Origin of the sequence: Pseudomonas brassicacearum, from assembly GCF_009601685.2 — a bacterium.
GTDB lineage: Bacteria > Pseudomonadota > Gammaproteobacteria > Pseudomonadales > Pseudomonadaceae > Aquipseudomonas > Aquipseudomonas kilonensis_B.
In genome coordinates this window covers 5,058,174-5,070,427 of the sequence record NZ_CP045701.2, presented here as the reverse complement: position 1 = coordinate 5,070,427, position 12,254 = coordinate 5,058,174, and the positions used below count along the sequence as shown (strand labels likewise).

Sequence of the window (12,254 nt, the reverse complement as noted above, 5' to 3'; positions counted from 1 at the left end):
CGCGCAACCCTAAGGTTGCGCGGCTCTTTTTATTAATGCATCAGGTGTCTTGCTTGTTGCTCAAGACTTTGCCGGTCGTGGCATCGAAATCAACATCGAACTCTTTGCCGTCGGCGGTTTTCAATTCGACTTCATATTCATAACCGTTGAAGTGGTTATCCAGGTCAGTGTCGGTGATGGTGGCGCCCGGGTGCAACTTCAGGGCTTCTTCGTTCATCGATTCAAGGGACTTGATCTTGCCTTCCTTGACCAATTGAGGAATCTGATCGACGCGAACATCCGCCTGGGCCAGGCCGGCAGTCAGGGTCAGGGCAGCAGCGGTAAACAAGGCAGTCAACGTTTTCATAAGTTCTTTCCTGGGTGTCGTTAAGGGTGAGTCGTTTAAGTGGGCTCAGATTATCTGTGGCAACTTAATTCACCCTTAATTCGGAAAACTTGCAGCGACTGCACCGCTCCGGCCCTGATTCCTCAGTAACCGTTCTCCTCCAATAGTTGCGCCACACTGCCTGTTTCGGGACGCTTGAAGTACTTGAGCAACTCACTGGCACGGTTGGTGAAAATGCCATCCACGCCGGCATCCATCACTTTCTTGAAGTCCACCGGCTCATCCACAGTGTAGACATGCACCAGCAGACCTTGGTCATGGGTGTACTGGTTCATCCACGGCTGCACCAGGTCCGAATAACTCTGGCTGCCGCCATGGGTCAACATCGCCGAAGGACCGGTGCCGATGGCGCCCTGGGCCTTGGCGTACTGAATCCATTTTTCGAATTCAGCCTTGTCCTTGGGTTCCTGCTTGGCGTAATAGGCGGCTTTGTCCGTTTCGCCGGACTCGGCAAAAGGCACCTTGGACTTGGGCTCGATGTTGCCTTCGCCCACCCACAACAGCAGGATTTTCGGCACCTTCGGCATCTCTTTGTGCAGCAGTTCGAGACTGCTCTTTTCAAAGGTCTGCAAGACCACTTTGCCCTTGCCCTGGCCAACACCGGTGGCGCGCTTGGCCAGTTTGGACCCGGCGGGGCTCAGCCAACCGCGGTCCTGCAATTTGTCCTTCAGGTCGCGTTCGATACCGGGGAACAGCTTCGGCTCCTTGGTTTCGATGTACAGCCCCGGTTTATGCAGCGGGTTGCCTTCGGCAATGTTGATCACTTCGTCGAGGGTCAGGATTTTCAAGCCTGTGAACGAAGGGCGCGCGCGGTCCGGGTAAGCGGTGTTGAACCAACTGCCAGCATCGAGGGTTTTGAGCTCCGCCATGGTGAATTCGTTGGCGGTACTGTCCTTGCGCTCGGGGAACTTGACCGCGACGTCCGTGGTGCGCAGCAGGCTGTCGTCATGCAGGACGAACAACACACCGTCCTTGCTGCGTTGCAGGTCCAGTTCCAGGTAGTCGGCGCCCAGGTCGCGGGCCAGCTTGTAGGCGGCAGCGGTGGATTCCGGCGCGTCGAACGAGGCGCCGCGATGGGCGATCACGGCGGGGTGCGGAATCCCCTGGAGGGCCGCCAGGGCCTTGGGGCTAGGGGGCTCGGACGCTTGGGTCTGGCCGAAGCCGAGCAACAGGCTCAGCATCAAGGCGGTGCGGGTGAAGGTGACAGGCATGCTCGAAATCCTTTCGTAGGTGTATGCAAAAACCTATCTTTTAACAACTGAACGCTGTCGGCGCTATCGCCATACCGACATAAACTTGTGCAAAGAAGATTTTTCCCACGCATTTCCAGGCCGCTTTGCAGTACCCTTGCCCGCATCAGTTTCCCCGGCAGAGGGAAACCTTAAATCCTTTTCCGCTTGCCCTGCGTGTAAACCATCGATCAGACGTCCTGAGGGACGCATCCATGAGGTTTACCATGCGCACCACTTCGACATTCATCTGCCAGGCCGCCGATCAGCTCAAGGGTTTTGTCGGCCTGAACCGCAAGACCGGTCAATACATCGTACGTTTCAGCGAAGACGCCTTCGGCATGGACGTGGCCGACGACGGCATCATCCCCACCTGCGAATTTGTCTGGGCTCCCGTGGCGGACGGCACCATGGCCCTCAAGCGTGAGCGGATCCAGTTGTTGCTGGACCAGCACATCGACGACCGGATCAACCTTTGCGAACCTTTGCGGGTGTACATGGCCCGCAGCGACCTGCCGGAAATCGTGGCGGTGCGGCAGTTGGTGGAAGGCTGAGCCGCAATCTCGAATTGAGCAAGAGCCCCTGTGGGAGCAAGGCTTGCCCGCGATGGCGGCGGCACATTCAACATTGCAGCAAGCTGACCGACCGCCATCGCGGGCAAGCTCAGCTCCCACAGGGGATTTGTGCTGAAGGCAGGGTCTGTGAGCACCCCGAGATTCAGTGTGGAAGCAAGGCTTGCCCGCGATGGCGGCGGCACATTCAACATCGCAGCAAGCTGACCGACCGCCATCGCGAGCAAGCTCAGCTCCCACAGGGGAGTTGTGCTGAAGGCAAGGTCTGAGAGCACCCCGAGATTCAGTGTGGAAGCAAGGCTTGCCCGCGATGGCGGCGGCACATTCAACATCGCAGCAAACTGACCGACCGCCATCGCGAGCAAGCCCGCTCCCACGGGGGATTTGTGCTGAAGGCAAGGTCTGTGAACACCTCGAGATTCAGTGTGGGAGCAAGGCTTGCCCGCGATGGCGGCGGCACATTCAACATCGCAGCAAGCTGACCGACCGCCATCGCGAGCAAGCTCAGCTCCCACAGGGGAGTTGTGCTGAAGGCAAGGCAAGGTCTGTGAACACCTCGAGATTCAGTGTGGGAGCAAGGCTTGCCCGCGATGGCGGTGGCACATTCAGCATTGCAGCAAGCTGACCGACCGCCATCGCGAGCAAGCTCAGCTCCCACAGGGGAGTTGTGCTGAAGGCAAGGCAAGGTCTGTGAACACCTCGAGATTCAGTGTGGGAGCAAGCTCAGCTCCCACAGGGGATTTGTGCTGAAGGCAAGGTCTGTGAACACCTCGAGATTCAGTGTGGGAGCAAGGCTTGCCCGCGATGGCGGCGGCACATTCAACATCGCAGCAAGCTGACCGACCGCCATCGCGAGCAGGCTCAGCTCCCACAGGGGATTTGTGCTGAAGGCAAGGTCTGTGAGCACCCCGAGATTCAGTGTGGGAGCAAGGCTTGCCCGCGATGGCGGCGGCACATTCAACATCGCAGTAAGCTGACCGACCGCCATCGCGAGCAAGCTCAGCTCCCACAGGGGATTTGTGCTGAAGGCAGGGTCTGTGAGCACCTCGAGATTCAGTGTGGGAGCGGGCTTGCCCGCGAAGACGGTGACACATTCAGCATTGCAGCAAGCTGACCGACCGCCATCGCGAGCAAGCTCAGCTCCCACAGGGGATTTGTGCTGAAGGCAGGGTCTGTGAGCACCCCGAGATTCAGTGTGGGAGCAAGGCTTGCCCGCGATGGCGGCGGCACATTCAACATCGCAGCAAGCTGACCGACCGCCATCGCGAGCAAGCTCAGCTCCCACAGGGGATTTGTGCTGAAGGCAAGGTCTGTGAGCACCCCGAGATTCAGTGTGGGAGCAAGGCTTGCCCGCGATGGCGGCGGCACATTCAACATTGCAGCAAGCTGACCGACCGCCATCGCGAGCAAGCCCGCTCCCACGGGGGATTTGTGCTGAAGACAGGGTCTGTGAGCACCCCGAGATTCAGTGTGGAAGCAAGGCTTGCCCGCGATGGCGGCGGCACATTCAACATCGCAGCAAGCTGACCCACCGCCATCGCGAGCAAGCTCAGCTCCCACAGAGGATTTGTGCTGAAGGTAGGTTCTGCGAACACCCAGCTCCCCCATCAGGTTTTGTATCCTGGCATCAGGTTTGGCGTCGGAACGCATAATCGCGTTCGACCTTGCACACCCGCGTATGGCAATGGGTATACCAGGTGGAGCGGCCGCGCTCGCGGATCGCGCTGTGTTCGGGATGCTGCTTCCAGGCCAGGATCGCCGCTTCGCTGTTCCAGTAGGACACGGTGATGCCCAAGCCATCTTCGCCGCGCGCCGATTCGACGCCGAGAAACCCCGGTTGTTCTCTAGCCAATGCCAGCATGCGTTCGGCGGCTTCGGCGTAGCCTTGGTCCCCCTCAGTGCGCAGTGAGGTGAAAATCACGGCGTAGTAGGGGGCGCTCATGACGTTGTCCTGGCGCAGGCTTCGACAAACGCGCTGACCAGCGGCGGCACGCGCCCTTCCAGCGCAGCACGTTCAGGCTGGAACAGCGTGGCGACAAAGAACGGATGGTCCGGCAGCTCTACCGCGCGCAGGCCGCCGGCCGAGTCCCGGGCCACGGCGTGCAGGCGCTGATTGAACAAATCCTTTTCAAAATCCGGGTTGACCCCGAAGCGGCAATGGTAGCCCTCGAATACCATCAGGCGACCATAGGCCTTGGCAATCAACGAGTCCGCCTCGAGCTGAAGGCTGTCGATGGTTTCGACCAAGGCGCAGCTCAGCGGCGTCAGCAGCGCCCGTTCAGCCTCGGGATCGGTTTCGCCATGGGCGGCGTCGGCCCAACCCATCACGTTGCGGGCGTATTCCAGCACGGCATGTTGAAAACCACCGCAGGTGCCCAGGAAAGGGCGACGCTGTTCGCGGGCAAAACGAATCGCCTGCAAGGCGCCGTTTTCGTTTCGGTAGGGGCTGCCGGGCACGCACCAGATACCGTCGAAATCCTCCAGCACTGCGTTGTCGGCGATGAGCGGCGTTGCCAGCCATTGGACGTGAACGGCATGGCCGGTTTGCCCGCCGCCCAGCTCAATTGCGATGGGGATCGCGCGGTGAGCGGTGATATGTGGGTCGTGGTCGCCGACCAGGGCGATGTTTAAAGGACGTTGTTTTTCCATGAGAGGCTCGCCACTTGTTGATTCCTGGTCGCCACTATAGATTGGCGCTCACGCAATCAATATTGGCGTTTATCCAAGTGATCAATGCAGCGACGCACTATCGTCTGGACTATCCCGACCTGTCCCTGATCCTCGCGCTGGTTCGTGGCGGTTCACTGGCCCGAGCTGCTCGACTGCTGCAGGTGGACGTGTCCACGGTGTTTCGTTCGGTACGTCGACTGGAGGCGGCCCTGGGTCAGCCTTTGTTCGAAAAAAGCCGTTCCGGGTACTTGCCCACGAGTCTTGCCCAGGCATTGGCCGAACAAGCCGAGCGCGCCGAGCAGGCCTTGGAGGCGGCGCGGGTGGGGGTGGAGCAGGGCGGCGAGGTCATCAGCGGGACGGTACGCCTGACGTGCAGCGACTCGGTCCTGCAAGCGTTGTTGCTGCCTGCGCTGGCGCGCTTCATGCCCGCTTATCCGGCGTTGACTCTTGAGCTGAGCACCTCGAACGACTTCGCCAACCTGAGCCGCCGCGATGCCGACATTGCGTTGCGCCTGACCCGTACACCGCCGGAACACCTGGTCGGTCGAAAGCTGGGCAACGTGGCTTACCGGGTATGTGCCAGTGCCACGTACCTGCGTTCGGCGGATGCGATTGACCTGGCCGCCATGACCTGGATCGCGCCGGACGATTTCCTCCCGGACCACCCCACCGTGGCCTGGTGCCGCCAGCATCTACCCGGCGTGGTGCCCGCCTATCGCTGCAACAGCATGCTCTCTGTCACCGAACTGGTGCGAGCCGGCTTGGGTGTGGCGGCGCTGCCGGACTTTCTGATCGATGAACACCAGGGCCTGATGCCCCTTGGCGAACCGCTGGAGGGGTACGACACGGCCCTGTGGCTCCTGACCCGCCCCGACTGCCGGGCCTTGCGCTCGGTGGTGACCTTGTTCGATGAGCTGGGGCGCCATCTGCGCTGGCGCTGATTTTCAACGGGCAGGGTGTGCATGACGCAATGGATGACGGTCCCCAACGGTTATAGTGCCTTGAGCACCCGCCCTTGGCAGAGAACACCACGATGACGAAGTCTTCCATCCCCAACCCCGTTGACCATTTGCGTTTTCATCGCCCTCACGCGCATCTGGCGCCGACCTTTGGCAATGACCGTTTTGCGCTGAGGGCGGAGGCGTTCGCGCGTTTTTTCGGAACGCCGATGTTCCTCGGCGCGCAAACCTTGATCGTGCTGATATGGATCAGCCTGAACCTGGTGGGCGTCTTTCATTTCGACGCTTACCCGTTCATTTTGCTGAACCTGGCGTTCAGCCTGCAGTCGGCCTATGCCGCGCCGTTGATTCTGCTGGCGCAAACTCGCCAGGCCGCTCGGGACAAAGCCCAGGCGGAAGCCGATGCCCTGCATCGTGAGGCCTTGGCCATTGCCAACAGCGAGCGTCAGGCCCAGGCCGCGCAGAATACCGCGCAGTTGCTCGAATTGTTGGAGCAGAACACCCGTCTGACGGAAATGACCAAGGTATTGACCGAGCGTATCGACAACTTGACCACTGAAATGCACAAGAAGGTCGTGCACAACCCATCAATGCAGTAGCCCTTCATTCCTGGACTTGTTGATCAGGCCTGGTAACGGCTCAGGAACATGTCGAGGGCCGATTCGATCACCTGGGCCTGCTCATCCTGGGTCAGGCTGGGTTGCCCCATCGAAACCTGCGGCCAGAAGGCGAACGTCTTGAGCAGCCCATGCATTTGCTGGGCGGCAAATGCCGGTTCCACGGGTTTCAAGCGGCCATCGGCCTGGGCTTGGCGAATCCAGGTCGTCAGGCTTTCTTCACGCTGGCCCATGCGCGACACCATGTCCTGGGCTCGCTCGGGAGAGTGGATGGTTGCGGCGATGGCGATGCGCGCCAGGTCGAGGAAGTTCTCGTCCGCCAGCATGTTCAGTTTGGCTTGCAGCAACGTTTGAAGCTGTTCCCGTAGCGGCTTTTGCGGGCTGTAGGGCAGGTCCTGTTCTGCAGTAATGCTGTTCCATAACCGATTCAGAATTTCGGCAAACAACGCTTCCTTGCTCGGGAAATGGTTATACACCGTGCGCTTCGATACGCCGGCAGTCGCCGCGATCTTGTCCATGCTGGTGATCTCGAAACCGCTGCTACGGAATTCAGCAATCGCCGCCTGGAGGATGGCTTCGCGTTTTCGCTCGGTAAGGCGCTGCGGTACGGTCATGGGCAATTCGTCGGTTGAAAGGAGAGAACTTGCACTCGGAAGTTTACTTGCTCCCGGGATTCATGCAATCTAGAAACTACACCGAGTGGTGTAGTTTTCGAGTCAAGCGGCTGAGCGTGCATGCAACGGCCATCCAGCGTCCCACAACGGCGAAGCGCAATTGCGACGACGTCCCTGGAGTTATCGCACCATGACCATTCCTTCTCTTTCTACCGACAATCCATCTGCCCATGACGCATCCCTGCATGAACAGGGTAAATATCGCAATCATGCCTTCACGCCTCGGGAAGGTCTTGGCACCACCCTGCGCATCATCTGGAACATGATCTTCCACAAGCCGCGCACCACCCGGCCTGCGGGCGCCATCGAGGTTCAAGCGCTGACGCGCGCGGCGCTGCTGGCGGCGCCGAACAACAGCGTATTCCGTCTCGGTCATTCCACCGTATTGCTCAAGCTGCGGGACAAATTCTGGCTGACAGACCCGGTGTTCGCCGACCGCGCCTCACCCGTTCAATGGGCCGGCCCTAAGCGTTTTCATCAACCGCCCATCAGCCTGGAAGAGTTGCCGCCGATCGAAGCGGTGATCCTTTCCCATGATCATTACGATCACCTCGATTATCAGGCCATCCTCAATCTGGCAGCCAAGACCCGCCACTTCCTGGCGCCCCTGGGCGTGGGCGACACCCTGATCAAATGGGGCGTCGACGCCAGCAAGGTGCGTCAGCTGGATTGGTGGCAAGGTACCGAGGTGGACGGTATCGAGTTCGTTGCCACGCCTTCCCAGCATTTTTCCGGGCGTGGCCTGTTCGACAGCAACAGCACCTTGTGGGCCTCGTGGGTGATGATCGATGGCGCCACGCGAATTTTCTTCAGCGGCGACACCGGCTACTTCGAGGGTTTCAAACGCATCGGCGAGCGATATGGCCCCTTTAACCTGACCCTGATGGAAACCGGCGCCTATAACGTCGATTGGCCCCACGTCCACATGCAGCCGGAGCAGACCCTGCAGGCTCATATCGATCTCAAGGGCCGTTGGCTGCTGCCGATCCACAACGGTACGTTCGACCTGGCGATGCATGCCTGGTATGAACCCTTCGATCGCATCCTGGCCCTGGCCTGGGAGCGCAATGTTTGCATTGCCACGCCACAAATGGGCGAGGCATTCACCCTGACGCAGCCGCAACGTGGCCGCGCCTGGTGGTTGGACGTGGAACCCTCGGCGTACCAGGACCAGGCTGGTATCGCCTAGCACTCACAGGATTGGCGTTATTCAATCATCGCGTAATCGGAGCGCCCCATCGGGTCCGGCGTCGCGCCCTTGATGTTCATGCCGCGCCCCGGTGCGAAGCCGGGGAAGAACACCAGGCCTTCGGCCTCCAGGCGAAACGCCAGGGCCAGGCGAGTCACATCGAGCAACTCGCCTCCGGCCTCGAAGCGGCGGATGGCCTGGACCGAGACGCCGGATTGGCGGGACAGCTCCTCGACGCTCCAGCCCAGCATGGCGCGCGCCTGTGCACTGTGAGCAGGGGTGAATTGATAGACAGCGATGCGTTCCAGGGTGGTTTTGATTGCAAGAGAGGCCATGGGGGGCTCCAAAGCTGTGGGATTAAAAAAACACTGTGTTTTTGTACAGTTGTTTTGAATCCCGATCAATCTCATTTTTTTGATCAATGACCGGCGGTCTTATCCAGCCAGGCGCTGGGGGCGTGGCCCAGTACGCGACGAAACATCGTGGAGAAAGCCGCAGGGCTGTCGTAGCCCAGGTCCAGGGCGATTCTGGTCACTGAGTTGCCGATGGCCAATCGGGACAATGCCGACATCACGCAGGCTTGTTGTCGCCATCGACTGAAACTCAACCCGGTTTGCTGGCTGAACAGGCGATTGAATGAGCGCAAGCTGATATGCAACTGCGCCGCCCATTGCACGGGCGAGACGTGGGCGTCCGGGCGTTTCAGAAATGCCTGGCACAGGCCGAGCAGGCCCGGGTCTTGGGGCAGTGGAAGGTGCAACGGCAGATGGGCGCTGCGCAGCAGTTCGTGCAGCAGCAGATCGATCAACGCGCCATCGCGTCCAACCTCGTCGTAGTCCAGCGCAAGCTCCACGGCTTCCATCAGCAACTGGCGCATCAGGGGTGACACGCTGATGACCTGGCAACGGGCGTCCATGGCCGTTACCGCAGCCGGTTCGATATACAAACTTCGAGTGCTGACGCCCAGCATCAGCACCTCATGGGCAACCCCGGGCGGGATCCACACCGCCCGTTGCGGCGGCACCACCCAATTGCCGTCCGCCGTGCTGACCTGCATCACCCCGGTGGCGCCATAGAGCAACTGCGCGCGGCGATGGCGATGCGATGGCAACACTTGTCCGTGAGCGTAATCGGTGCCAATGGCAACGACGGCCCTGGGTGTCGCATCCAATAAATCGATCGAAGTGTTGCGCATCGATGAGCCACTCGTGTCTGGCGTAAACGCGAACATTATTGGCCTGTTTGCTACAGCTGGCCAAGCTTCGCTGACCTATCGTGGGCGCCTCCTATTCCACGGATTCTCCTCGATGTTCTATGTATTGCTTGCCTGCTTCGGCTGCTTGAGTGGTGTGACGGCTGTGTTGTTCGGCTTCGGCGGCGGATTCGTTGTGGTGCCCTTGCTATACCGCATGCTCACCGCCAGCCACGGCGCTGACGACCCTATCGGCCAATCGGCGATGCATATTGCCGTGGCCACCTCGACCTGCGTGATGATCGTCAACGCGCTGATCGCCACGGTGAAACATCAGCGCGCTGGTAACCTCATTCGCCACTACGTGTGGCCGTTGGGCGGCTTCATCGGCCTGGGCGCTATTGTCGGCGCCATTGCAGCGATGTGGGCGAGTAGCGAAGTCATTCGCTATGCCTTCATCGTTTATCTGGGCGTGACCATTCTGGATTGCTTGTTCAGACGCGGTTTTCTGACACAGTCTGACGCTGTAATCCCACGGCGATTGGGCAGGGCAGAGGTCTCAGTAGGCGGAATCAGCATCGGCGCTATCGCCACTTTTCTGGGCGTGGGTGGCAGTGTCATGACCGTGCCGTTATTGCGTCGTTGCGGGCTGAACATGTCGCGCGCGACGTCCATGGCTAATCCACTAAGTTTGCCGGTTGCGGTGGCCGGGACGCTGACTTACATGGCCATGGCCGGTTTTACCGAGTTTGATTTGGGACCGTGGTTTGTCGGTTACGTCGACTTGATGGCCTTCGCTGTGCTGACACTCGGCGCGTTAGTGGGGATTCGTCTGGCAACGCCGTGGATCGGGCGGATACCCGATCAATTGCATGCGTGGGTGTATGTGGGGTTATTGCTGGTGGTAATGGGCGGAATGTCGCTGGGATAGGGTTGCTATTTACCTACCAACCCCGGCGCTTCCCGAATAATGAAGTGATCCAGGTTCTCGATATTGGCACTGAACACCCCGAACGTTTCTTCCGGGTTCTTCTTGCTCGGCACCTGTTTCAACTCCGGCGTCACGCCATAAAAGAAGCAATACAACGGCGCGTCACTGTCGACGGCATGCTTGATCTCTTCCAGGAACGCTTTGCGCTTGCGGTAGTTATCGATCAGCTTCTTGCTCAGGTAAACGTTGACTGAGTAAGGCTTCTTCTTCGCCTCGTCCGGTTGCTTGAACCAGATCTTTGCTTCGAAATCGATGCGAAAGCTTTGCGTGTAATCCTTTATCTCCTTGATCTTGCCCCAGTAAATCAAGCCCTTGTTGTCCTGCAAGTACTCGATCTTCTTGAAGAACGATCCATAGGGCGCGGTGTGCTCGCCAATCTTCAACAGCTTGCGCTTGAGCAGGTCCTTGTCTGTGAAGTTCGACACAAAACACTCCACCGGGTGGGCGAAGACGCTGGTCTTGTCGGGTGTCGAATCATGGGCGGAGTGGGCGTCATCACCATGGGACGATACGGAGGGGGACGTAGGCCGAGTCGCTGCTTCAACATCCTTCGACGGATCGGACGGCTTACGTATGTACTGACGCCGAGTCAGCAACAGCTCCGACGGAAAATGCTCCTCACGGTCGTCATCCGTTTCCGCCTCAACACTTTCCGCATCCAGCCCCGGCGTTTTCGGACTGACATAAGGACAGCCTTCGATATGCCGGGTAGTTGGCTGATTCTTGAAATGTGGCGTGCGGATGTAATTGACGTTCTTGGCGTTGAACGTCGTCAGCCGATTGTCCTCATCAAACGCCGCCCGACAGGCATCATTGGGGCACTGAAAGCGCTCCTTGGCCGAATCGAAGGCCATGGTCTCGTCGAAATTCAGATCCCGAACGTCATAGATCGAAAGCTTGGTATCGAGGCTGAGGCAGTGGGCAGTGTCGAATTTCATCGGGGCTCGGGTCCATGAGAGGAAGTGTATTAATACCGAAGGACGCGACGGGCTGCACCCAAAGTTTCAACACACCACAACCCCCCTGTGGGAGCGAGCCTGCTCGCGATTCCCAAACCCAACCCAACCATCAAGCCTGCCACCCACCTGCGCCCTGACACCAACCTGTGGCGAGGGGATTTATCCCCGCTGGGCTGCGTAGCAGCCCCGGTTTTACGGCCCCAAACTCGGATAAATCGGTATCATAATGCCGGTTATAGCTCAACCTTTCAGATAACCGGCAATATATTGCCGGAAGCAGTAAATGGGAAACTTCTATGAAAGAGAGCATCGGTGAACGGCGCAGGGAAATCATTAGAGTGGTGATCACCAAGACCGGCAAGCCTTATCTGGAGGCGCGCAAGCCTGGGCGGTTGAAGGGAAAGATTCGGATGCCAGCGGATTTTGACCGCACCCCCGAGGACATCATCGAGGGTTTTGAGGGCCGGCTCTGAGTGCAGACGAGTCTTCCTGATCTGAGATTTCAGCAGGCACCTCAGCCATGCAGGCCTCGTCAAACTCTCGCATGGTGGCCTTGTCGATAGTACCGATTTTCAGCAGTGCTTCGGCCGAACTGTGGATCGACTTGAAGGCCTCACTTCTGATTTTTTTCGTCATTACATATCCCCATATATTTTTTCGTCCAACAGAAACTAGCTGTTTCCCGAAACCACTATTCCACACCGCCAAAGCGGCGCGAACCTGCTCGCGATTCGCAAAACAACGCAGCAACCAAGTCCTACACCAACCTATGACCTGACACCTGTGGCGAGGGAGCTTGCTCCCGCTGGGCTGCGCA

The 12,254-nt window shown here is 59.1% G+C and carries 15 protein-coding genes; 6 read left to right on the top strand and 9 right to left on the bottom strand.

The window, feature by feature from the left end; all coding sequences use genetic code 11:
* Nucleotides 1–40: 40 nt before the first annotated feature.
* Together GFU70_RS21845 and GFU70_RS21840 are read right to left on the bottom strand one after the other, a co-directional pair.
* Entirely contained in the window at nucleotides 41–346 is a 306-nt protein-coding gene (locus GFU70_RS21845; protein ID WP_018604552.1) for a PepSY domain-containing protein, read from the bottom strand.
* Nucleotides 347–468: 122 nt separating this feature from the next.
* Nucleotides 469–1,596, bottom strand: coding sequence for a glycerophosphodiester phosphodiesterase (locus GFU70_RS21840; protein ID WP_153388807.1), 1,128 nt, complete (start codon nucleotides 1,594–1,596; stop codon nucleotides 469–471).
* A 245-nt stretch (nucleotides 1,597–1,841) separates the two neighbouring features.
* Here GFU70_RS21840 and GFU70_RS21835 point away from each other — a divergent pair, with 245 nt between their 5' ends.
* Nucleotides 1,842–2,168 (top strand): DUF2025 family protein, encoded by a 327-nt coding sequence (locus GFU70_RS21835; RefSeq protein WP_058543441.1) that lies wholly within the window; start codon nucleotides 1,842–1,844, stop codon nucleotides 2,166–2,168.
* Between the two features lie 724 nt (nucleotides 2,169–2,892).
* Here GFU70_RS21835 and GFU70_RS21830 read toward each other — a convergent pair.
* The 3 genes from GFU70_RS21830 to GFU70_RS21820 all read right to left on the bottom strand — a co-directional run bounded on the left by GFU70_RS21830 (nucleotide 2,893) and on the right by GFU70_RS21820 (nucleotide 4,835).
* Nucleotides 2,893–3,183, bottom strand: a complete 291-nt coding sequence (locus GFU70_RS21830) for a hypothetical protein (RefSeq protein ID WP_153388806.1) — start codon at nucleotides 3,181–3,183, stop codon at nucleotides 2,893–2,895.
* Nucleotides 3,184–3,813: 630 nt separating this feature from the next.
* Nucleotides 3,814–4,128: an antibiotic biosynthesis monooxygenase family protein gene (locus GFU70_RS21825; RefSeq protein ID WP_116641457.1), complete on the bottom strand. Its 315-nt coding sequence runs from the start codon at nucleotides 4,126–4,128 to the stop codon at nucleotides 3,814–3,816.
* Nucleotides 4,125–4,835, bottom strand: coding sequence for a CTP synthase (locus GFU70_RS21820; RefSeq protein WP_153388805.1), 711 nt, complete (start codon nucleotides 4,833–4,835; stop codon nucleotides 4,125–4,127). Before GFU70_RS21820 ends, GFU70_RS21825 begins: the two co-directional genes overlap by 4 nt.
* Nucleotides 4,836–4,849: 14 nt before the next feature.
* Here GFU70_RS21820 and GFU70_RS21815 point away from each other — a divergent pair, with 14 nt between their 5' ends.
* Both GFU70_RS21815 and GFU70_RS21810 read left to right on the top strand, forming a co-directional pair.
* Nucleotides 4,850–5,797: a LysR family transcriptional regulator gene (locus GFU70_RS21815; RefSeq protein ID WP_153388804.1), complete on the top strand. Its 948-nt coding sequence runs from the start codon at nucleotides 4,850–4,852 to the stop codon at nucleotides 5,795–5,797.
* Nucleotides 5,798–5,889: 92 nt separating this feature from the next.
* The gene (locus GFU70_RS21810; RefSeq protein ID WP_153388803.1) at nucleotides 5,890–6,414 is read left to right on the top strand and encodes a DUF1003 domain-containing protein; all 525 of its coding nucleotides are present in this window, start codon (nucleotides 5,890–5,892) and stop codon (nucleotides 6,412–6,414) included.
* A gap of 23 nt (nucleotides 6,415–6,437) precedes the next feature.
* Here GFU70_RS21810 and GFU70_RS21805 read toward each other — a convergent pair whose 3' ends face one another.
* Nucleotides 6,438–7,046, bottom strand: coding sequence for a TetR/AcrR family transcriptional regulator (locus GFU70_RS21805; RefSeq protein WP_058543446.1), 609 nt, complete (start codon nucleotides 7,044–7,046; stop codon nucleotides 6,438–6,440).
* 190 nt (nucleotides 7,047–7,236) lie between these two features.
* On the opposite strand from GFU70_RS21805, the gene GFU70_RS21800 reads away from it, so the two are divergent.
* Nucleotides 7,237–8,295: an MBL fold metallo-hydrolase gene (locus GFU70_RS21800; protein ID WP_058543447.1), complete on the top strand. Its 1,059-nt coding sequence runs from the start codon at nucleotides 7,237–7,239 to the stop codon at nucleotides 8,293–8,295.
* Nucleotides 8,296–8,312: 17 nt separating this feature from the next.
* On the opposite strand, the gene GFU70_RS21795 is transcribed toward GFU70_RS21800, so the two are convergent.
* Both GFU70_RS21795 and GFU70_RS21790 read right to left on the bottom strand, forming a co-directional pair.
* A complete protein-coding gene (locus GFU70_RS21795; protein ID WP_003204826.1) occupies nucleotides 8,313–8,630 on the bottom strand; it encodes a helix-turn-helix domain-containing protein in 318 nt (105 codons plus the stop codon).
* A gap of 83 nt (nucleotides 8,631–8,713) precedes the next feature.
* Entirely contained in the window at nucleotides 8,714–9,490 is a 777-nt protein-coding gene (locus tag GFU70_RS21790; RefSeq protein WP_153388802.1) for an AraC family transcriptional regulator, read from the bottom strand.
* Nucleotides 9,491–9,602: 112 nt separating this feature from the next.
* On the opposite strand from GFU70_RS21790, the gene GFU70_RS21785 reads away from it, so the two are divergent.
* Nucleotides 9,603–10,418, top strand: coding sequence for a sulfite exporter TauE/SafE family protein (locus GFU70_RS21785; protein ID WP_153388801.1), 816 nt, complete (start codon nucleotides 9,603–9,605; stop codon nucleotides 10,416–10,418).
* Between the two features lie 5 nt (nucleotides 10,419–10,423).
* On the opposite strand, the gene GFU70_RS21780 is transcribed toward GFU70_RS21785, so the two are convergent.
* Nucleotides 10,424–11,416: a hypothetical protein gene (locus tag GFU70_RS21780; protein WP_153388800.1), complete on the bottom strand. Its 993-nt coding sequence runs from the start codon at nucleotides 11,414–11,416 to the stop codon at nucleotides 10,424–10,426.
* A gap of 317 nt (nucleotides 11,417–11,733) precedes the next feature.
* Between GFU70_RS21780 and GFU70_RS21775 the strand changes: the two genes are divergently transcribed.
* Entirely contained in the window at nucleotides 11,734–11,910 is a 177-nt protein-coding gene (locus tag GFU70_RS21775) for a type II toxin-antitoxin system prevent-host-death family antitoxin (RefSeq protein ID WP_175360015.1), read from the top strand.
* Nucleotides 11,911–12,254: the final 344 nt, after the last annotated feature.